This window comes from Vibrio sp. 1727 (assembly GCF_033344415.1).
Taxonomy (GTDB): domain Bacteria; phylum Pseudomonadota; class Gammaproteobacteria; order Enterobacterales; family Vibrionaceae; genus Vibrio; species Vibrio alginolyticus.
This window is the reverse complement of the sequence record NZ_JAWPOT010000003.1, coordinates 155,320-175,200: the sequence shown is the minus strand read 5'-3', so window position 1 is coordinate 175,200 and position 19,881 is coordinate 155,320. Positions and strand designations below refer to the sequence as shown.

19 protein-coding genes are annotated in these 19,881 nt (G+C 47.1%); 8 read left to right on the top strand and 11 right to left on the bottom strand.

The features are described from left to right. Positions 1-177: 177 nt before the first annotated feature. Positions 178-1,014 carry a pyruvate, water dikinase regulatory protein gene (locus R8O10_RS05105; RefSeq protein ID WP_005373820.1) on the top strand — a complete coding sequence of 279 codons (837 nt, stop codon included), beginning with the start codon at positions 178-180 and terminating at the stop codon, positions 1,012-1,014. A 76-nt stretch (positions 1,015-1,090) separates the two neighbouring features. On the opposite strand, the gene ansB is transcribed toward R8O10_RS05105, so the two are convergent. Next, entirely contained in the window at positions 1,091-2,155 is a 1,065-nt protein-coding gene (gene ansB / locus R8O10_RS05100; protein WP_318191167.1) for an L-asparaginase 2, read from the bottom strand. A gap of 371 nt (positions 2,156-2,526) precedes the next feature. Beyond that, complete coding sequence (locus tag R8O10_RS05095) at positions 2,527-3,783, bottom strand: adenylosuccinate synthase (RefSeq protein WP_047102761.1); 1,257 nt, start codon at positions 3,781-3,783, stop codon at positions 2,527-2,529. A 105-nt stretch (positions 3,784-3,888) separates the two neighbouring features. Here R8O10_RS05095 and R8O10_RS05090 point away from each other — a divergent pair, with 105 nt between their 5' ends. The 3 genes from R8O10_RS05090 (at position 3,889) to R8O10_RS05080 (ending at position 5,862) form a co-directional block, all read left to right on the top strand. Further along, positions 3,889-4,758: a LysR family transcriptional regulator gene (locus R8O10_RS05090; protein ID WP_005373812.1), complete on the top strand. Its 870-nt coding sequence runs from the start codon at positions 3,889-3,891 to the stop codon at positions 4,756-4,758. A gap of 19 nt (positions 4,759-4,777) precedes the next feature. After that, a complete protein-coding gene (locus R8O10_RS05085; RefSeq protein ID WP_054577722.1) occupies positions 4,778-5,170 on the top strand; it encodes a ribosome recycling factor family protein in 393 nt (130 codons plus the stop codon). Positions 5,171-5,247: 77 nt separating this feature from the next. Then, positions 5,248-5,862: a LysE family translocator gene (locus R8O10_RS05080; protein WP_318191166.1), complete on the top strand. Its 615-nt coding sequence runs from the start codon at positions 5,248-5,250 to the stop codon at positions 5,860-5,862. Between the two features lie 92 nt (positions 5,863-5,954). On the opposite strand, the gene R8O10_RS05075 is transcribed toward R8O10_RS05080, so the two are convergent. The 6 genes from R8O10_RS05075 to doeA all read right to left on the bottom strand — a co-directional run bounded on the left by R8O10_RS05075 (position 5,955) and on the right by doeA (position 12,622). Then, positions 5,955-6,476, bottom strand: a complete 522-nt coding sequence (locus R8O10_RS05075) for a DUF2058 domain-containing protein (protein WP_053307193.1) — start codon at positions 6,474-6,476, stop codon at positions 5,955-5,957. 172 nt (positions 6,477-6,648) lie between these two features. Further along, complete coding sequence (locus tag R8O10_RS05070) at positions 6,649-8,052, bottom strand: aspartate aminotransferase family protein (RefSeq protein ID WP_318191165.1); 1,404 nt, start codon at positions 8,050-8,052, stop codon at positions 6,649-6,651. A 41-nt stretch (positions 8,053-8,093) separates the two neighbouring features. Next, positions 8,094-9,614 carry an NAD-dependent succinate-semialdehyde dehydrogenase gene (locus R8O10_RS05065; protein ID WP_318191164.1) on the bottom strand — a complete coding sequence of 507 codons (1,521 nt, stop codon included), beginning with the start codon at positions 9,612-9,614 and terminating at the stop codon, positions 8,094-8,096. Positions 9,615-9,768: 154 nt separating this feature from the next. Beyond that, positions 9,769-10,248 carry an Lrp/AsnC family transcriptional regulator gene (locus R8O10_RS05060; RefSeq protein WP_005373784.1) on the bottom strand — a complete coding sequence of 160 codons (480 nt, stop codon included), beginning with the start codon at positions 10,246-10,248 and terminating at the stop codon, positions 9,769-9,771. Between the two features lie 124 nt (positions 10,249-10,372). Continuing rightward, on the bottom strand, positions 10,373-11,380 hold the full coding sequence (doeB, locus tag R8O10_RS05055; protein WP_115386511.1) for a N(2)-acetyl-L-2,4-diaminobutanoate deacetylase DoeB: 1,008 nt from the start codon (positions 11,378-11,380) through the stop codon (positions 10,373-10,375). A 54-nt stretch (positions 11,381-11,434) separates the two neighbouring features. Then, positions 11,435-12,622 carry an ectoine hydrolase DoeA gene (gene doeA / locus R8O10_RS05050; RefSeq protein ID WP_005373780.1) on the bottom strand — a complete coding sequence of 396 codons (1,188 nt, stop codon included), beginning with the start codon at positions 12,620-12,622 and terminating at the stop codon, positions 11,435-11,437. Positions 12,623-12,893: 271 nt separating this feature from the next. Here doeA and R8O10_RS05045 point away from each other — a divergent pair, with 271 nt between their 5' ends. Further along, positions 12,894-14,327, top strand: a complete 1,434-nt coding sequence (locus R8O10_RS05045) for a PLP-dependent aminotransferase family protein (protein WP_318191163.1) — start codon at positions 12,894-12,896, stop codon at positions 14,325-14,327. A gap of 20 nt (positions 14,328-14,347) precedes the next feature. Here the strand turns inward: R8O10_RS05045 and R8O10_RS05040 are convergent, their stop codons facing one another. Further along, entirely contained in the window at positions 14,348-15,370 is a 1,023-nt protein-coding gene (locus tag R8O10_RS05040; RefSeq protein ID WP_053307197.1) for a helix-turn-helix domain-containing protein, read from the bottom strand. Positions 15,371-15,501: 131 nt separating this feature from the next. Here R8O10_RS05040 and R8O10_RS05035 point away from each other — a divergent pair, with 131 nt between their 5' ends. The 3 genes from R8O10_RS05035 to R8O10_RS05025 are packed head-to-tail and all read left to right on the top strand — an operon-like array spanning position 15,502 to position 17,879. After that, the gene (locus R8O10_RS05035; RefSeq protein WP_104980454.1) at positions 15,502-16,263 is read left to right on the top strand and encodes an SDR family NAD(P)-dependent oxidoreductase; all 762 of its coding nucleotides are present in this window, start codon (positions 15,502-15,504) and stop codon (positions 16,261-16,263) included. Between the two features lie 40 nt (positions 16,264-16,303). Beyond that, a complete protein-coding gene (locus R8O10_RS05030; RefSeq protein WP_053304588.1) occupies positions 16,304-16,816 on the top strand; it encodes a 2,4'-dihydroxyacetophenone dioxygenase family protein in 513 nt (170 codons plus the stop codon). Between the two features lie 4 nt (positions 16,817-16,820). Further along, positions 16,821-17,879 carry a zinc-binding dehydrogenase gene (locus tag R8O10_RS05025; protein WP_064369391.1) on the top strand — a complete coding sequence of 353 codons (1,059 nt, stop codon included), beginning with the start codon at positions 16,821-16,823 and terminating at the stop codon, positions 17,877-17,879. Positions 17,880-17,961: 82 nt separating this feature from the next. Here R8O10_RS05025 and R8O10_RS05020 read toward each other — a convergent pair whose 3' ends face one another. Both R8O10_RS05020 and grxB read right to left on the bottom strand, forming a co-directional pair. Next, positions 17,962-19,086, bottom strand: coding sequence for an alkene reductase (locus tag R8O10_RS05020; protein ID WP_171342634.1), 1,125 nt, complete (start codon positions 19,084-19,086; stop codon positions 17,962-17,964). A gap of 10 nt (positions 19,087-19,096) precedes the next feature. Then, complete coding sequence (gene grxB, locus R8O10_RS05015; RefSeq protein ID WP_054729335.1) at positions 19,097-19,726, bottom strand: glutaredoxin 2; 630 nt, start codon at positions 19,724-19,726, stop codon at positions 19,097-19,099. Positions 19,727-19,881: the final 155 nt, after the last annotated feature.

Sequence of the window (19,881 nt, the reverse complement as noted above, 5' to 3'; positions counted from 1 at the left end):
ACACGTTGACCATACATTGCTTCATTCAGATTGATATCAAAGGCAAACGATTACGTTCTGGCTGAAAAAAATTCAAACGAATTTTTAAAGCTGTGGTGAACCTAACTGAAAGCCAAACTGATTTATTAATATTATGTGTACCATCCTACTCAAAAGATTTTGAAAAATTAAACAGAAATGCAAATAAATAACCAAAGTCGTGATGTGTTCTATGTTTCTGACGGTACGGCGATAACATGTGAGACATTAGGGCATGTTGTTCTCGGTCAATTTCCGTTCATTCCTAACGAAAAAACCTTTCCGTTTGTTGAAAGCCAGGACAAAGCTACTGACGTAGTCAAAGAAATTGAAACTTCCTACCAGCGCAATGGCGTCAAACCTCTGGTCTTTTTCTCAATTGTCGTTCCAGAAGTACGTGAAATGCTGCTTGAAGCGCCAGCATACAGTTACGATGTGTTGGAGAGTATTGTGCAGAAAGTGCAAGACGACATTCAGATGGCACCAAAGCCTAAGTTGCAGCGTTCTCGCAGCGTGGGGAAAGATTCCGACACCTATTTTGACCGTATTGCGGCTATTGAATACACATTGGCGCATGATGATGGCATCACACTAAAAGGGTTGGAGCAAGCTGATATCATCTTACTTGGCGTGTCGCGTAGTGGAAAAACGCCGACTAGCTTGTATATGGCGATGCAATTTGGTTTACGTGTTGTGAACTATCCGTTCATTGCGGAAGATGTGAAGATGATGCGTTTGTTGCCTGAATTTGAGATCCATCGTCATAAGTTGTTTGGGCTGACTATCGATCCCGAGCGCTTGACTGAAATCCGTGAAAATCGTTTGTCTGGAAGTGATTACGCTAGCACAGAGCAGTGCAAGCTCGAGCTAGACACTGTTGAGGCGTTGTTTAGAAGAGAGGCGATCCCATATATCAATACGTCCTCTCTGTCTGTTGAGGAAATTACTACGCGTATTCTGGAAAAAGCAGGAATGAAGCGTCGCTTGTTTGGCTAACAAGAGACGCTCATGTCGCTATGTGTAAGAGGAGGTAAGATGTATACCTCCTCTATCGAATGAACCTTAGACAGAATTAATAGTATTGGAACATCTTTTGGATGTCTTGATAGTTTTTGGTCTGAGTCAGTGACAGCATCAGTAAGATACGTGCTTTTTGTGGGTTCAATGTACCTGCTGCGACAAAGCCGTATTTTTCGTCATCAATTTCAGCATCCAAAGTGGTTGAGCCGCTAGGCGTTCGGGAGCTTCTTACAACAACAACGCCATCTTTACTCGCTTTCTCTAGCTCATCAAACACAGTGTGGTACAAGTTACCATTACCGACACCAGCACTTACGATGCCGTCAAACTTCGCATCCACAAAGGCTTTCACCGGCAAACTGGAGGCATTTGCATAGTTATAAACAATACCGACCTTAGGCAACTTAGTAAGCTTTGATACATCGAATGGGGTTTCTGTCGTATGTTTACGTTCTGGGCTTCGTTGATATTTGGCATCGCTATTATGAATGTAGCCGATAGCACCAAAGTTGGGTGACTGGAAAGTGCTGACGGAGGTTGTATTGGTTTTTGTCACATCTCGCGCATCGAAAATCGTGTCATTCATTGCGACTAGCACGCCACGTCCTTCTGAATCTTCATCGGTGGCTGTTACGACTGCATTGTATAAGTTGACTGGTCCATCAGCACTCATTGCGGTGGAAGGACGCATTGCACCGACGATCACGACAGGCTTTTTGCTCTTGACGGTCAGATCAAGGAAGTAAGCGGTTTCCTCTAACGTATCCGTACCATGAGTAATGACGATGCCGTCAACATCATCTTGATCGAGTAGCTCATTAACTCTTTTCGATAATTTTAGCCACACTTCATCATTCATATCTTGTGAACCGATACTGACCACTTGCTCTCCAGAAATATCGGCAATCTTGGTCATACTCGGCACCGCAGAAATCAATGATTCAACGCCGACTTTACCTGCTGTGTAGTTTGATTCTGTTGCAGATTGACCTGCGCCTGCTATGGTGCCACCAGTGGCAAGGATTTTAATGTTCGGAAGATCGGATTGCGCAAAAGAGAACGAACTGATGCATAAACCGAGAGTTATCGTACTGAGGCGGAAAAGATTTTTCGTCATGGGAATCACCTGCTGTTAGGTTGGATGTTGGGGAACTCATCTATCCTAAAAACAGCGGGTTAGATTTTTTGAGTACTAGTTCAACAAATTGCAGATGAAGATCGTGATCAACTAATCACTTAAAGAATATCAAATCAACCAGTTAACCTAATTGACGTGCTTCTTTAACAAGTGAGATGTGCTAGTAACGTGCACAACGTGTTAAGTCCTATAATTTATTGATTTGTAAATAAAGGAGGTAGGAGTCTCGTGATGAGGTTATTAAACATGAATTTAGCCGTGCAATTTTCCAAAGTTTACAGTGTAAAAAAAAAGCGGCTTTACCCCGGAACAGATAAAAGCCGCTTGCCAATGATGTGTTAATTCACATCTTATCGCATAATCATTTGTTCACGACCAGGACCCACAGACACCATTTTTACTGGTACGCCCATGAGTTCCTCAATGCGTTGAACGTATTTCTGTGCTGCTACTGGAAGCTCTTCAAACTTACGACAACCTGTGATGTCCTCGCTCCAGCTTTCCATCTTCTCGTAGATTGGCGCAAGAGAGGCAGTTTGAGGCCAGATTGGGTTTTCGCTGTGGTCGCCTTCGTAGCCAACACAGATTTTCAGATCGTTAAGGCCAGTCAAACAGTCTACTTTCGTTAGTGCAATTTCAGTTGCGGCTTGCAGTTCAACGCCATTCTTCGTAGCGACTGCGTCGAAGTAGCCCATGTCGCGTGGACGACCCGTAGTTGCACCGAACTCGCCAGCAAGTTCGCGGAAAGCGTCTTGCTCTTCCATTGCAGTGATCAACGTACCAGTACCCACTGATGAGCTGAAGGCTTTTGCAACAGCAATAACGCGTTCAGGACGAAGTGCCGGAAGGCCACTACCGATACCCGCGTACATTGATACAACGTTAGAAGATGTTGTCCAAGGGTACTCACCGTAAACAAGGTCACGACCCGCGCCAAGCTGCGCTTCGAACAATAGAGTTTTGTCTTTCGCTTGTAGTTCTTTTAGAGGAAGCGTTACGTTGCAAATTGAATCGCGCCAAGGTGCAGAGACTTCTAGCAGCCAGTTCGCCAGTTCTTCAGCGGTTTGTTCAAACTCGAACGTCGGGTAAAGTGCACGCAGTTGCGGCAGTTTCCAATCCATCATGAATTGAAGGCGTTCAACTAATACTTCTGGTTGCTTCAACCAACCAACTAGGATGCCTTTCTTCATTACGCGGTCACCGTACGCAGGTGCAATACCTTGACGAGTTGAACCGTATGCTTTGTCGCCTAAACGCTGTTCTTCTAGCGTATCTTCTAGTGCGTGTAGAGGTAGACACAGTGTTGCGCGATCAGAGATGCACATATTCACTTTTACGCCTGCTTCTTCAACTTCCGCAATCTCCTGAGACAGCAACGCAGGGCTGATAACCATACCCGGACCTAACACTGCCAAACAGTCTGGGTTGAATACGCCACTTGGTAGCTGGTGCAGCTTGAACGTACCTAGATCGTTAACCACGGTGTGACCCGCGTTGTTACCACCTTGGAAACGAATGCTCGCAGAAGCTTGCTCTGCCAAAAAGTCAACGATGCGGCCTTTGCCTTCATCACCCCAGTTTGCACCCACAACAACGATAGACGACATAATTTAATCTCCAAAAACAGATGCAAAAATCTTAAGGTGTTCGCCATAATAAGAGAAATTAATTATACTCATTAACTTGATAAGAATCTCATATCGGAATTGGCAATGTTAGATTTGAACTGGCTGCGAACCTTCGTCACTCTTGCAGAGGTAAAACATTTCGGCAAAACAGCGACGGAACTGCACATGACACAGCCGAACGTAAGTTTGCATATCAAGCAGTTGGAGCAGGCCACGCGCACGAAATTGATTGAGCGAAACCCTGTACAGCTGACGCAGGCGGGGAAGCGTTTGTTAGCTACGGCGCAGCGGATGCTCAATGAGCTGCAAATTTGTCAGTCGGATCTCAATGCCATCAACGATCTTACGCAGGGGACGCTTTCTATTGCGGCGAGCGATATTGTTTCACGTTTACTGCTTATCAAACCATTTCAGCAATTCAAAAGTGAATATCCGGGGATCGACTTGGCATTGTTCAATACCACATCTTCTCAAGCGGTGGATTTGGTGAAAAGTGCGCGTGCCGATATCGGCTTTGTTATCGCACAAAAAGAGAGTCAACCGCTGCATTTTACGCCTCTCACGCAGATTCATTGGTGTGCGTTTGGCGATAACATTTTTGAGTGGCAAGACAATCGAAAAGAGAGCCAGACGCTGATCCTGCTAGGGCACGATACTCGAACCCGAGAGCTGATTGATGCGTCTTTACCTGAGCTAAATCTGCCTAAGCATCGCGTGATGGAAGTGGGCAGTGTGGAAGCACAAATCGACTGGGCGGAAGCGGGGTTTGGGACTGCTATTGTGCCGGATTTCTCGCTCGATCCGAGATTAAAGCTTTCTCGTGAAGTTACGCCTTTGCCAAGTTTTCCAAACACTGATTTCGGCTACATCGTGCGTCAAAATCAGGTGTTATCCAAAGCGGCAAAACAGTTGCTGGCTTGGGTTGGCGAGAATGTGTCGGTGGTTGAGGGCTAAGACGATGAAAGAAAAGGCCATGAAAGAGACGAAGATTACGATTTCGCTCCCATCCTTGATTCACCGTATTGGGGGCGACCATGCCAAGCGAGCGAAAACACTCGCAGCAGAAAAACAGTGCGATCTTAAGCGAATTAGACGATCTCGTCACTGGCAAATCTCGGGCGAGGCTTTGGATGTAAAAGCGTTTTTAGAGCTTCTCAAAAACGAAGAAGCAGAGACGATGCGATTTGCGATCAACAAAATCGAACAAGCTCTACTTGCTCACCAAGACAAATTGGAACCTTTGGACGTGAAGTTGATACGTTTGGTGAGACAAAACCCAAACATCACCTTAGCGGAGCTGATGGCTGAAACGAACTGCACGTTAGTTCAAGCTCGCACGGCACGATTTGATGCTGAGTTGCTTTAAGATCGGTTTGTGGTTTACTCACTTTATTAACAGATGTTAGGGTACCGATCAAAATCACTCACTAAGACCATTTTATTATGGATATTTGGCAGCTTCTCCTTTTTATCCCTGCTTGCTTTGCTCTAAATATGGCTCCAGGCCCAAACAATTTATTGGCAATGAATAATGCGCGTTGTTACGGCTTTAGGGCCGCGTTTACGGCTAGTTTAGGCAGAATTGCCGCTTTTTCAGCAATGATTGCGTTGTCTGCATCAGGTCTGGCTGTGATTTTGTATACGTCAGAAATGCTATTTTTGGCAATAAAGCTGGTAGGGGCGCTGTATCTACTGTGGATTGCGTTTAGCCTTTGGCGTTCAGAGTCCAGCCCGATCTCTGACTTGGACAATTCGCGCAATTACGCAGGACTTGCGAAGCAAGAATTTACGCTTGCTGCTGGCAACCCGAAAGCGATACTTATTTTTACTGCATTCTTGCCGCAATTTGTTGATGCCAATGCCAACGTTCAAGAGCAGTTTTTTGCCCTTGGCTCGACGTTTTTGATATTAGAAATGGTCGCCATTTCAATCTATGCCATCTTTGGTTTGTACTTGAGGCACTGGTTTTCAAATCCAAAAATGGCGAAACGTTTCAATCGCGGATGTTCGTTGTTTTTAGCCGCATCAGGTGCGAATTTGCTACTAAGTAAGCAATAACAACACATCATCTCCGTAGATTATTTTTCTATAAAAAGAGCCGCTGATGTTACATCAGCGGCTCTTTTCGTTGATGCATCGATTATTTATTGTTACCACATCAAATCGTCAGGCACGACGAAATCTGCGTATGGATCGTCTTCTGCTGGAATGTCAGATTCTGCTTCTTTCTGTTCGATGATGACGGACTCATCACGTTGAGCAATTTTATTCGCTACTCCACGTGGAATGACAACATAGCTTTCACCAACAATTGCGATTGCCAAAATACCTTTGATCAACTGCTCGCGGATAAGTGAATCTACATAAAGTGATTTCACTAGCGTACCGTGAGTGAAGTTGTATTTGATGTCGCCATCTTTTAAGTCGATCTTGTTCATCTCAATCAATTGATTGATCTGCGCTTTGATCTCTTTATTTAATCGCTCAGCATTTTGTTGCTCGCTCAATTGTTTATCACGCTCTAACTGTTGGCGTTTATTCTCTTCAACCGCCGCTTTTACTTCGCGTGCTTGAACGCGTGATTTTTTTGAGCCTTTCTTCGCTTTCTTTAGTTTCTTTTCATTAACTAAGCCAGCTTTCAGCATTTGTTCTTGAAGGGTAAGTTTTGCCATGTTTCATCCAGTTAGTGCGCAATTTTGGGCATTTTACCCACTATTGCCACTTGTAGTAAATAATAGTGCTTTCTATGGGTCTAAAATGTTTGGTTGGCTTGTTGTCTCTTTAATGGAAAGTGCAAAGCGGGTCTTCTCCAAAGCCCGCGAGCATTACTGAAATCTAGGTGGGTTATGGCTGCCACTGTTTAGATGTGACGAGGTTATCCATCACTTTGTTTACCGCTTGATGCGCTTTGTCGACAATGGTGTCTATATCGTTACGATTCGCGATAAGCGGTGGAGCAAAACCGAGGATGTCACCATGTGGCATAGCGCGAGCGATTAAGCCTTGCTCTAAACAGGCCGCCGCGATTTGCGGGCCTACTTTCAAGTTTGGATCAAAGTGTGCTCGGCGAAGCTTGTCTGAAGAAAACTCCAACGCATGCAACAAGCCAACGCCACGAGTATCACCGACTAATGGATGATCGTTAAACGTCTCTGCCATACGTTGCTGCAAGTAAGCGCCGACTTCGGCCGCGTTTTGCACTAAGCCTTCACGTTCAATGATATCGAGGTTGCAGTTCGCGGCTGCCGCCCCCATTGGGTGACCAGAGTAGGTATAACCGTGTCCGATAGCGCCCCATTGGTCGGTGCCGTTTTCTAGCACACTCCAAACTCGTTCACCGACGATCACGCCAGACAGCGGTTGATACGCTGAGGTTAACCCTTTCGCTACCGTGATGAGATCTGGTTTCATGTCGTAGTGGAGTGAGCCAAAATCGGAGCCGAGGCGACCAAAGCCACACACCACTTCATCCGCAATCAAGAGTACATCGTATTTGTCGAGTACTTTGCGAATCGCCTGCCAGTACCCTGCTGGTGGTGGCACAATACCGCCAGTACCGAGCACTGGTTCCGCAATCATTGCTGCTACCGTTTCTGGGCCTTCTTCCAAGATCATCGCTTCGAGTTGATCTGCGCAATATTGAGAGAATTCAAGCTCAGACATACTCTCGTCTTCACGGCGATAATAATATGGCGCGATGGTGTGTTTGATACGCTCAAGTGGTAAATCAAAATGGGCGTGGAACAACGGTAAACCTGTCAGTGAACCGGACGCGATACTTGAACCATGGTAGCCGCGGTCACGCGAAATGATTTTTTTCTTCTCTGGTAGACCACGAGCATTGTTGTAATACCACACCAACTTAAGTTGAGTTTCGTTCGCGTCGCTGCCTGACATGCCGTAGTAAACTTTGCTCATGCCTTCAGGCGCCATTTTGATGATGCGATCTGACAGTGTCACGAGCGCTTCGTTCGTATGGCCGACGTAAGTGTGGTAGTACGCCAGTTCTTTGGCTTGTTCATAAATCGCATCGGCCATTTCAGTCCTGCCATAGCCAATGTTCACACAATACAACCCGGCAAAGCCGTCTATCAGCTCGATGCCTTCTGAATCGGTGATGCGTATTCCGCTTCCGTTCGAGATAATTCTTCCCGAAAGCTCCCCAGCCGCATACTGCTTCAGGTGGGTTGAGGCATGAAATACTCTCTGACGATCGATCTCTAAAAGTTGTTGGGTTTTGTTACTCATGATCCTTCTCCTCGAATAATTGGATATCCATATTTCGTGTCTCAACTGCCACTGACGGTTGGTAAAGCGCCTAAGCAGCAGTATTTGATTTCGCTGTATTCTTCAAATCCGTGACGGCTTCCTTCTCGTCCAAGACCAGACTGTTTCACGCCGCCGAATGGGATAGGGTGCCCTGTCATTTTGACGGAGTTCACGCTCACCATGCCAAACTCCAAACCGCGCATGCAGTGCCAAATTTGGTGAATATCGTGACCATAAACATAGGCAGCTAAGCCGTACTCAGTGTCGTTGCTCATTTCAATCACGGTATCTAAGTCTTGGTAAGGCAATACGCCTGCCACAGGACAAAAATTCTCTTCGCGATACACCGCCATTTCAGGGGTTACATCGGCTAGCAATGTCGGCGCGAAGAAGTTTTCGCCTGGTTCGGGCTGGTGGTATCCCGCTACCAATCGCGCGCCTTTGTCGAGCGCGTCACGCACCAAATCATGCGCTTTATCCACCGCAGTGCGATTAATAAGCGGTCCCATGGTGGTTTTTTCGTCTAAGCCATTGCCCAAAACGATTTGGCTCATTTCTTTGGCAAACGCTTCCAAAAACGCTTCGTACTTATCGTCAGGGACGAAAATACGGTTTGCGGCCAAGCAGTCTTGTCCTGCGGTTTGAAACTTCGCATCCACGGCGGCTTTGGCTGCTTGCTCGACATCCATATCTGGCAGCACGATGAAAGGGGCGTTACCACCGAGCTCCATACTGCACTTCTTCACGGTTTGTGCCGCGTCGCGTAGCAATAGTTTGCCTACTCGAGTTGAGCCTGTGAACGAGAGCGCTTTGACTTTATCGGAGTGACACAAGGTTTGTGACACCATCACCGCATCGCCAGTGATCACGTTAAATACACCAGGTGGAAAGCCAGCTCGGTCTGCTAACTCTGCCAACGCTAACGCAGAAAAAGGCGTTTCACTGGCGGGCTTAATGAGCACCGGACAGCCTATTGCTAGTGCGGCTGCGGCTTTGCGTGTGATCATGGCATTAGGAAAGTTCCATGGCGTAATCAGTGCTGCGACACCAATTGGCTCGCGCACCGTTGATAGCTGCGCATTCGGAATATGACTTGGGATGGTTTCGCCATAACAGCGGCGTGCTTCTTCGGCAAACCAACGAACAAAGGATGCGCCGTAGTCAATCTCACCTACAGCATCACCTAGTGTTTTTCCTTGCTCCATCACCATCAAATGAGCAAGATCTTGCTTTGATTCTAGAATCAGGTCGTGCCAACGCATGAGAATTTCAGCGCGCTCTTCTGCTTGCATTTTTCGCCATTGACGAAAGGCTTGGTCGGCTTCATCAATCGCTTGATAGAGTTGTTGCTGAGATAGCTTAGTGATGTAACCGATGACCGTGCCATCTGCTGGATTATCCACCGGATGAAATTGATCACCACTTACCCATTTGCCATTCACGTACGCTAAACCTCTCACCAAACGTACGTCTTTCATTATCGCCATCATGTCGTGCGAGGCTTTTAATTCTTCAGCGTGTAAGCTGTGCAGTGCTGCCATGAGTCCTTCTCCCAGCATCGTTGTCCATAATGAAACTGTAATGGAGAAGTGACCGAAATAATTTCTGATACCGAGGTTTAAAACGTCAGAACTTTCTTTTTAGTGCCGTTAAATATGGTGTTTTTTCTGTTCACGCCTGATGCGCATTTTCCCTTTATAACAAAGCGTTTTGGTTTACTTCGAATGTGCCCGCATCACGTTTGATTGTTTTTGTCACAATGTAAGTAAAGTAGCGCTCAATGCCCACATCTGAGTCTAACCAGTTGTCGATAAGCCGCTGATATTGGTCGATATCTTCTGACTGAATTTTAAGGATGTAATCGACACCACCGCCCGTGGCATAGCAATCAGTGACTTCTGGTGAATGTTGTACCAGTTGCTCGAAGCGTTTGAACGCTTGGGCGTTGTGTTCTTTGAGCGTAACTTCAACCATAACTGACGTTCGTTTGAACAAAATATCGGTATTTACTTTTGCTCCGTAGCCTTCAATGATGCCTGCTTCTTCCAGTTTTTTGACACGCTCCCAACAAGGGCTCACGGATAGGTTGATGGCCTCGGCAAGGTGAGATTTGGTGATACGACCATTATCATGAAGTATTTGTAGAATTTTTACGTCGTAGCGATCGAGGCGCATAATGAGTCTCCCTGTAGAATACTAATCATTTCATGAAAGGCTGATGACTGGTCGCTGTTATAAGTTGCTTTCCAGTTTGCTTCTGGTATGCCATTTGTTTTGATTTCTTTAGTTGGTTTTTCAATCAGCCTATCTCGCCGCAGTCTTCGGCTATAACTGCGATAGTGTCACCGATATTCACCATAGCAGGAAAACGACGCGCCGCGAAAATACCATTGCGCTGTGACTTGTACTCAACGGGGGCGGTACCTGTGCGCTCGGTCGAGAAGATTCTCACTAATACATCGCCCTTTTTGACGGTATCGCCAAGATCAAATAAGTATTCTGTGATGCCGTGGTGTTGGCTTTGCACATAACAACTTGCATCAGGCATATCTAATAACTTAGTTGGTTGGGTTGGTTGTTCGTAGTCACCGGGCAAGTTGCCTGAGAAGCGTAAGAAGTTGCGAATGCCACGGTCGGAATAAGCGATGGTTTCTGGAGTGCTGGTTCCGCCTCCTCTTAGTTCGGTGGTAACAAAGATTTTTCCCTGAGACTCCACGGCAGTGTCATACAGGCTGGTGGCGTCCATTTCGAGCAAGATCATGGTGTAAGGCGCGCCAAACAGTTTTGCACCTAATATGCAGGCTTCTTCTTGATCGAGATTGTTGAGACGATGGGCAGCGGCGAACGGAACGATATCTAACGTTTTACCACCTGAGTGAATGTCTAACGCAAAATCGCACTTAGGAACTAGGTAACGAGTAAAATAATCCGCAATTTTCTCGGTCACTGTGCCTATGGGGTTGCCAGGAAAGCTGCGATTTAAATTCCCTTTATCGATAAACGACGTACGTGAGGCATTTTGTACCGCAGGTAAGTTCATCATGGGTACAATAATGACACGACCTTGGATTTGATCTGCCTGAAGCGAGTTCGTCAATTTTAGCAGGCTGGTGATGCCTTCGTATTCGTCTCCGTGATTACCGCCAGTAAGCAGTGCGGTTGGTCCGTGACCATTTTTGATCACGGTGATAGGTATCATAATACTGCCCCAAGCGGAGTCGTCATGTGAATAGGGCAGCGTTAAAAAGCCGTGCTGTACACCTTCTCGGTCAAAGTCTATGGTGGCTGTGATCGAGCTTTTTTGCATATCAAGTCCTTTTAGTTCTCAGACCTGGCTCAACAGAGCTTAAGGTTTGAAAAATTAGTGTTTAACAAATAAGTGGCGTGGAAAATCACACAATGTTTTTGCTCCATCATGGGTAATGACGATACTTTCCGTTGTTTCTAACCCCCAATCTTTGAACCACAGCCCCGGCATAAAATGGAATGTCATGCCTTCTCTCAAGATGGTTTTATCGGTGTCTCGCAAACTCATGGTTCGTTCCCCCCAATCTGGTGGGTAGCTCAAACCTATTGGGTAGCCACAACGGGCACCTTCGCGTGAGAATCCCGCTTTATCGAGAACCTGGTTTAGTGCATTGGCGATGTCGGCGCAGGTATTTCCGGGCTTTGCCACTTTCAAGCCCGCTTCAAGTCCTAGAGTCAGGGCTTCGTCGGCTCGTTTAAACTTGTCGTCAGGCTCGCCAAGAAAAATAGTGCGTGAGAGTGGGCAATGGTAACGGCGGTGCGCCCCTGCGATTTCAAAAAACGTCCCTTCGCCTTTCTTGAAGGGTCTGTCATCCCAAGTCAGGTGAGGTGCGGAAGCATCAGAACCTGATGGCAAAAGCGGCACAATCGCGGTGTAATCGCCAAAGTGGTCTTCATGCCCGAGCACGGCTTGGCGGTTAATCTCGGCAACAAGGTGGTGTTTCGGTAATCCAGGTTCAATCATGTCGAACGCGACGCGGTGCATATTTTCAACAATGCGAGCGGCACGGTACATGTACGCCAGTTCTTGATCGGATTTAACGGCGCGGCACCAGTTGACTAGTCCAGTTGCATCGAGAAGTTGAGCATTCGGTAGGTGCGTAGTGAGTGATTCGTAAGCGGTGGCGCTAAAGTAATAGTTATCTTTTTCTACGCCGATGCGACCACGATCCCAAAGGCGCGGAGCCAGTACGGCTTCGACTAGGAAATCCATCGGGTGTAACGGCGGGTTCATTACATAATGGTCTGGATAGTAGGTAATGTTTTCTGCCGACATATACGCAGTCCTGTATGCTCCGTTGGCATCTTGGCAGCGTCCAAACCAAACAGGTTCATCAGATGGACCAACAACGACACATTGTGGCACGTAAAAAGACCACCCATCATAGCCTGTCAGCCACGCCATGTTAGAAGGGTCATGAATGATAAGGACATCCAATTCTCTTTCTTCCATCGATTGCCGAACTTTCGTTAACCGATCCTGGAACTCATCCAGTGTAAAATGCAAAGCAACGCCTCTCATATTTTCTCCTTGTTAGAAATCCGACGCCTTATGGGCCTTCGGAGACGCTGAGGTATTTCTACCTTCTACCAGCTAGCCAGATCTGCGTTAAAAATGATTGCAATTTACCTCTGGGGTTGTATTTGGATTGAACGATGCTGTTTAACATGTTTGTTTAACCCATACATTTCATGTCAATCATTACAATTGTGGTTTATTTTTGTGCATTTCACCTCATTTTGTGAGTTAAAGTTCGCTGTTTGTTAAATGGAAGTTACAATGAGCGTTAAAAATGAATCAATTAAAATATTGTGTCATGACAATTTCTTTGAACCCGATCATTCGGCCAGGCACCGCTAAATACATCTCCATTGGTAACTATCTTGTCGAATGTGTCCGCAGTGGTTATCTAAAACCGGGGACTCGATTACCCACACATCGTGAGTTTGCAGAGCAAATTGGCGTCAGCGTACAAACGGTGAGCCATTCATATGGTTATGCAGAGAAAAAAGGGGCGATCGAGTCTTGGGTTGGGAATGGTACTTTTGTCAAATCAGGTTTTGTGGATGAAAGTACGGACACGGAGTTCATGCTGACACAAGAGATGAAAGAAACGCCGGATGAAATTGATATGTCGATTGCACATCCAGTGGTGACCGATCGCCACATTACGCTTTTTAATCAGGCGTTAATGGAGATTGCTGGGCAAACAAACAATCGTGGTTTGATCAGTAAAGCAAAGCCGGTAACAGGTCAGCCTCATCATATTGAGTCAGGGGCACGATTTCTAAGTAGCCAAGGGCTGGATGTGGGTGCCGATCAGATATTACTCACAAATGGTGCATGCCATGGTTTAACGTTGGCTTTAAGCACAGTTGTTGAACACGGTGATGTAGTTGCTTGTGGTCACTTGGTTGATCATGGCTTGATCTCTCGCTCGAGAATGCTTGGATTTAAGTTGCAACCACTTGAAATGGATGAGTTTGGTATAACGCCGGATGCATTTGAATGGGCATGTAAACACAAACCAATCAAGGTATTGTGTTGCACACCTAGCATGGCTAACCCGACTAGTGCGCATATGGATCTTGCACGCCGAGAGGCGATAGCGAATATTGCGCAGCAATACGACATCTATGTCATTGAAGATGACGTGTATGGAGCACTAGAACCTAACCGTGTCCCACCCCTTGCCACATTGTTACCCGAACAAGCTTTCTATGTAACCAGTTTAACCAAAGTTGTAGCGCCAGGCATGCGCACTGGCTATCTGACGGTCCCACGTCATTTTTTGCAGCACGCGATTGGTCGTTTAGCCGCAACGAGTTGGTCTGCGACTCCATTACCATTTGAAGTTGCTCATTTGTGGATCGAGAACGGTACGTTAAATCGACTTATTCGCTTTCAAGTCAATGAGTTTGCTAAGCGACAACGAATAGCAAAAGCCGCTTTAGAAGGGCATGTTTATAGCTCGCACCCGAATGGACAGCACATTTGGTTGAGACTACCCGAGCAGTGGAATAGCGATGACCTGGTTGCTTCGGCTAAGCGTTCAGGGGTGCAGATCACGGGATACAAACCGTTTGTTCTCGATACTAATCAGCCAATGCCTTACGTGCGAATCAGTTTGGGAGCAGAAACAAACCGAGGCTACATCAAACACGGGTTATCTGTGATTGCTGAAATTCTCGATACCAACCCTCCCACCTCACACTTTTTAGTTTGAGCGATAGGTTATTTATGCTTTTATCTGATGGGCTTAAACGTTTGTAACTGAGTTTTTTCTTGTCGCCATTGCCTTGGCGATTTTCCCGTCCAGCGACGAAAGTGGCGGCTGAAGACCGCAGTTTCTGCATAGCCCAGTTGCAACGCGATATCGGTAATACTCTGAATATTCTCATGCAATCGCTGTTCGGCGAAATCCTGACGCACTTGTTGTAAAAGCTGCCGATAATTTGTGCCCTGTTGTTTCAGCTTGTTTTGCAGCATTCTCGGATGCAGATCCAATGCTCTTGCAACGCGCTCAACGCTGCATTCTCCGGTTGAGAGCAGACGGCCAATCATGTTTGCTGCTTGGTCACTGAGATTGTTGGGGTAACGGGTTTGCAGCTCTTTGAGGTGCTGTTGAAAATGGCGCTCTAGTGCGTCTTCATCTTGGTGGTTCTTAGCGTTAAGCAGAGTCGCTTTAAGTAGGATACCGTCAAACTTATCACCGAAACGCAGTTTGTTCTGCTGGGCAAACTTGCTTTTTTCTACTTCCAATGTTGCGTGTTGAGTCAAATGTAGCGCGAAGTGACTTGCTTCAATATCAAGTAAGCTCGCAACAAACATCGCCAGATGCGACACACTGAGCTGCATCAACTGCGCGATACCTCGTTCGCTGTGCACATCAATATTGAGCGACAACCGTACCCAATCATCTTGTGGCGTCATGTTGAGAGTTACCCCTGACGAATGTAGATAGAGAAAATCATTCACCCGCGCCAAGGCATCACCAACCGTTTCCGCGCGAGAAACCAGCATTGGTAAGTCCCCCAAGCTTTGTAGGTTTTGACGCTCAGCGAGTAACGCACCAAACAACGGTTGCTGACAACGAGCAGCCGCTTCCTCCAGCAATTCAGCCAGCCTAGGGTAGGCGAGATACGTATCGGGATTGCGAAACTGCGCCGCAGACAGCCCGACGGCAGCCATAATCTCAACCGGATTCTGCCCCAGTTCGGAAACCAAGCTATCAAATTTATCGGCAGCGCCACTTCGTACGATATACATGTCTCGATTTTTAAATGTTAACAGGTTGTAAATCGCAATGTATCAAATTTACTTCGCAAAAGGTCAAGTGAGTGTCAGTGAGTTGATCTAGGTTACATTTTGATAACAAAAACGCATGAATGAGAAGGTGTATGGAACTTATCAATAAAACGGCCATCGTGACTGGCGCTGCGGGTGGAATTGGGCAAGCTATTATTGCAAAGCTAAGAGAGCAAGGAGCCAAAGTGCTTGCTGTCGATATTTCAGAGCAATCACTGCAAATGTACGCAAGTTTTGGCCCTAAGCAGTTGGAAACCTTTGTTGCGGACGTCACCGATTACCAACAAGTCGAAGCCATGGTGAAGTACGCGGTCGAACTATTTGGCTCACTTGACATCATGGTCAACAACGCGGGCATCGGTGCACCGAAACCTCTGCTTGACCACGACCCAATTGCTGATTTTGAGCCGATCTCAAAGGTCAACCAAAATGGTGTCTACTACGGAATTCTCGCCGCTGGGCGACAATTCCAAGCGCAAGGCACGCCGGGCGTGATCCTCAATACTTCTTCTGTTTACGCACGAATGGCGTCTGAGATGACCTTTACCTACAACGTCAGTAAAGCCGCAGTCGATATGATGACCAAATGCGCCGCATTAGAACTCGCACCATTGGGTATTCGTGTTTGCGCTGTCGCTCCGGGACGCGTTGATACTCCGATGTTAAGGCAATACGAAGAGATTGGCCTGTGGGACCACATCCGCAAAGAACAGATGCGTCAAAACTTCACACAACCAGAAGAGATTGCTGATGTGGTGGCGTTTCTGGTCAGCGAGAAAGCCAACTGTATCAACGGTTGTACCATCAGCGCATCTGACGGTTTCGAGAATTTTAAGTACCCACTTATGGGATAGGCGAGTACGCCACATTACAGCAACAGCGAGGATGTAAGTTATGTCATTACCAGAAGTTATTCAGCACCAAGATTTTTTATTAACTCTTAATACCAATGAAGAGTCGATCATCAAAGACGCATTACCGGGTGTGGATGTTTATCCCCTGTTTCTTGATCCAGAAAACGGAACTTGGGTGATACGCGCCAAGTTCAAACCGGGCGTGACTTTACCTAAGCACTTCCACACTGGTGTGGTGCATTTCTATACACTGAGTGGCGCTTGGCACTACATTGAATACCCAAACCAAGTCCAAACCGCTGGTAGTTATTTGTATGAGCCAGGTGGTTCGATTCATACCTTTCACTGTCCAGAAGAGTCGGGTGGTGCAGATGGCTTTATGGTGATCCAAGGTGCGAACATTAACTTTGACGACGAGGGTAACTTCATCAACATCATGGATGCAGGTTGGATTGAGCAAGTTGTTATTGCAACAGCGAAAGCACAAGGCTTCACTGCGCGCTACATCAAACCGGGTGCGATTGCTGGCCTAAGCGATGAGCTAGCGGAGTAACCCCATGCAACAGATGAACAGTATCATAATGCAGGATGGTAGTGTCCGCCTGAAGCAAGTCGAAATCCCCAAACCTGCAGCGGGACAAGTGTTGGTTCGTAGTCTAGCTTGTGGCATTTGTGGCTCCGACCTTCACATTACTCGACACGCGGATGAGGTATTTGATGTATTCCACCAGCTCGGGTTGATGCCTGATGAAGCCGGTGAGCACGCTCAAGTGATGTTGGGGCATGAGTTCTGTGCGGAAATTATCGAATACGGTGCCGATACGCAGCAAACGTTGTCCGTTGGTAGCCGAGTCACCTCAGTGCCGATGTTGCTCAGCCAAAATGGCGCGGGCGTTGGTGTTACTCCGGGTACTTATGGCGCTTACTCTGAGTATTTCCTGCTTGATGAAGCGTTATTGCTACCTGTGCCAGACGGAATGCCGTCTGAGGCGGCGGCATTAACCGAACCACTAGCGGTCGGTTTGCACGCGGTCAACCGCAGTGAAATCGAAACGGAAGAAACAGCGCTGGTTGTCGGTTGCGGCCCTATAGGGCTGGCGGTGATTGCTGCACTGAAACAACGTGGCGTCAGCAATATTCTTGCGGTCGATCTTCAGGAAGAAAAGCTGCAACTTGCCAGCGAGTTTGGCGCAAATCGATTGATCAACCCGACCAAGGAAGACGAGATCGCCGTTGGTGAGCAGTACGCGATGAATTCACGCCTGGTCATTTATGAGTGTGTTGGCAAGCATACCTTGATTGACGATTTTCTGCGCCGCGCTCCTGCCCGAGCGCGAATCGTCATCTCGGGTATCCATACGACACCCGCAATCATTAACTACGCGTACGCGACGGTAAAAGAGCTCGATTTGAGATTCTCTTACTACTACCAACCGCACGAGTTTGAGCAATGCCTACAAGCGATTGCCGAACATAAGTTGCCTTGGCAGAAAATGCTCACCGCCAAAGTGGGAATCGATGGTGTCGAAGACGCATTTACAAAGTTAATGACGCCAAATGATCACATCAAAGTCGTTATCGAACCTTGGCGCAGCGGCGCGTTAGAAGTGATTTAACTCTTAGCCAGATTAAGCTAGCTAAAACCAATTTTAGTTTGGTGACAGCCCCAACCGTAGCAGCTAGGTTGGGGCTTTTTTGTTAGGCCTGTTCTGCGCATTCCTGTTGCAGAGCAGGGTAATCGGTGTAGCCTCGTTCGTTTCCGCCAAACAACGTTGAGCCATCGAGTTCTGCCAACGGATGGTGATGTTGCAAGCGAGAGACTAAGTCTGGGTTTGCTACGAATGGCCGTCCGAATGCGACAAGATCCGCGTAGCCTTTCTCTAACACTTCGTTTGCTCGTTGAGGATTGTAGCGACCTGCGACAATGATAGCGTTGCGAAAGCGCTTTCTAAGTTCGATTCGGAACGTCTCTGGAATCGTTGGTGCATCGGCCCAATCGGCCTCGGACAAGTGCAAGTAGGCAATGTCGCGCTCCTGTAGCTGTTTTGATGCCTCTAAGATCGTTGGCACGATATCTGGGCAGTCCATATCTTTAAAGGTAATGAATGGTGCCAATCTCACTCCAACTCGATGCGCACCAACAGCGGCGATAACTGCCTCCACTACTTCGATAAGAAAACGGATACGATTTTCTCGTGAACCGCCGTAGTTGTCTGTTCGATGGTTTGAGTTGGTTCTTAAGAACTGATCGATCAGATACCCATTCCCGCCGTGGATTTCTACACCATCAAAACCCGATTCAATGGCGCGTTTGGCTGCGTTCGCGAAATCACCGACAACTCGGTTGATATCTGCTTGTGTCATGGCGCGAGGCTCAACACAATCGACCATATTGCCGTTGCCTTGTTCATCTGCAATCCAAACTTGCGTCTCTACCGGAGCGAGCGCAGATGGCGCGATAGGCTGTTCACCATTTTGGAATGTTGGGTGAGACACTCTGCCCACATGCCATAGCTGACAAAACATCGCTGCGCCTTGTGATTTGACCGCTTGGGTCACACCTTGCCAGCCCGCCACTTGCGCATCGGTGTAAACGCCAGGGGTGAACGAATAGCCTTGAGAATCGTCCGAAATTTGCGTGGCTTCGGAAATGATCAGCCCGGCAGAAGCGCGCTGTTGATAATACGTTGCCATCATCTCATTCGGGATGTTGCCCGGCTGAGTGGTGCGTGCGCGAGTCATTGGTGCCATGACAATACGGTTTTGTAGTGACAACGATTTCAGTTGAGCTGGCTCAAACAGCTTATTTGTTCTTTGTTGCATGTTGCGCTCCTTAGATAAGTACAGGCACGTTGGTCGCTTTACGAGCGATTGCCATCCAGTGAAGTACGGCTGGATCCCATTGCACTTCGGGCGCACTGAAAAAGCCGCGTAGAATGGAAAACATAATGGCTTGATCAACCAGTGACGTTTGCTTTTCTGAACTTAGGTTGAGCAAGGGTTTGGTTTGTTCTATCAAAGCGGCGACTTCTTTCGCAATCGCAGGTGTATCGTTAATCAAAGCTTCAAAATTTAACGCTTCGGTTTCTTTTTTTGCACGCCATGCTTGTTTAGCGGTTTCTGTTGCAAATTCCGGTAACGTCATGTTTGACCAACGCGGATACCCGACTTTTTGTAGCGGTAAAAACGCTTGTTTTTGCCAGTCTAAAACCGGTTTGGAGGGTTGGCTGTTTTCGCTGGAAGATGCCAATTCAAGGAAGTAGTTGATGATGTCTAAGCTTTCCGCCATGGCTTCACCATCGTCTTTGATCAAAAGAGGAACTTGTTTTGCGCCGATGAGGTTTGTGGTGGTGCTCTCGTCGTTATAAGCAATGTTGATGACATCCAGCTTAATATTCAGCATGCCTGCAACAAAACGGACGCGGGCGCTAAAGGGGCAATGTTCATAAATGTACAGTTTCATTTTTTGTTTCCTATCTCTTGGCTGGGCAGGGCGTGTTGTTGTGCGTTGTACAGCGTTACGGCGTTTAACTTTTCCCTGTCACATAACGTTCTGGGTCTAAACAATGTCGATAGGGTCAGTATATGGATTCGACTTAATTTGATAATTGGGTAATA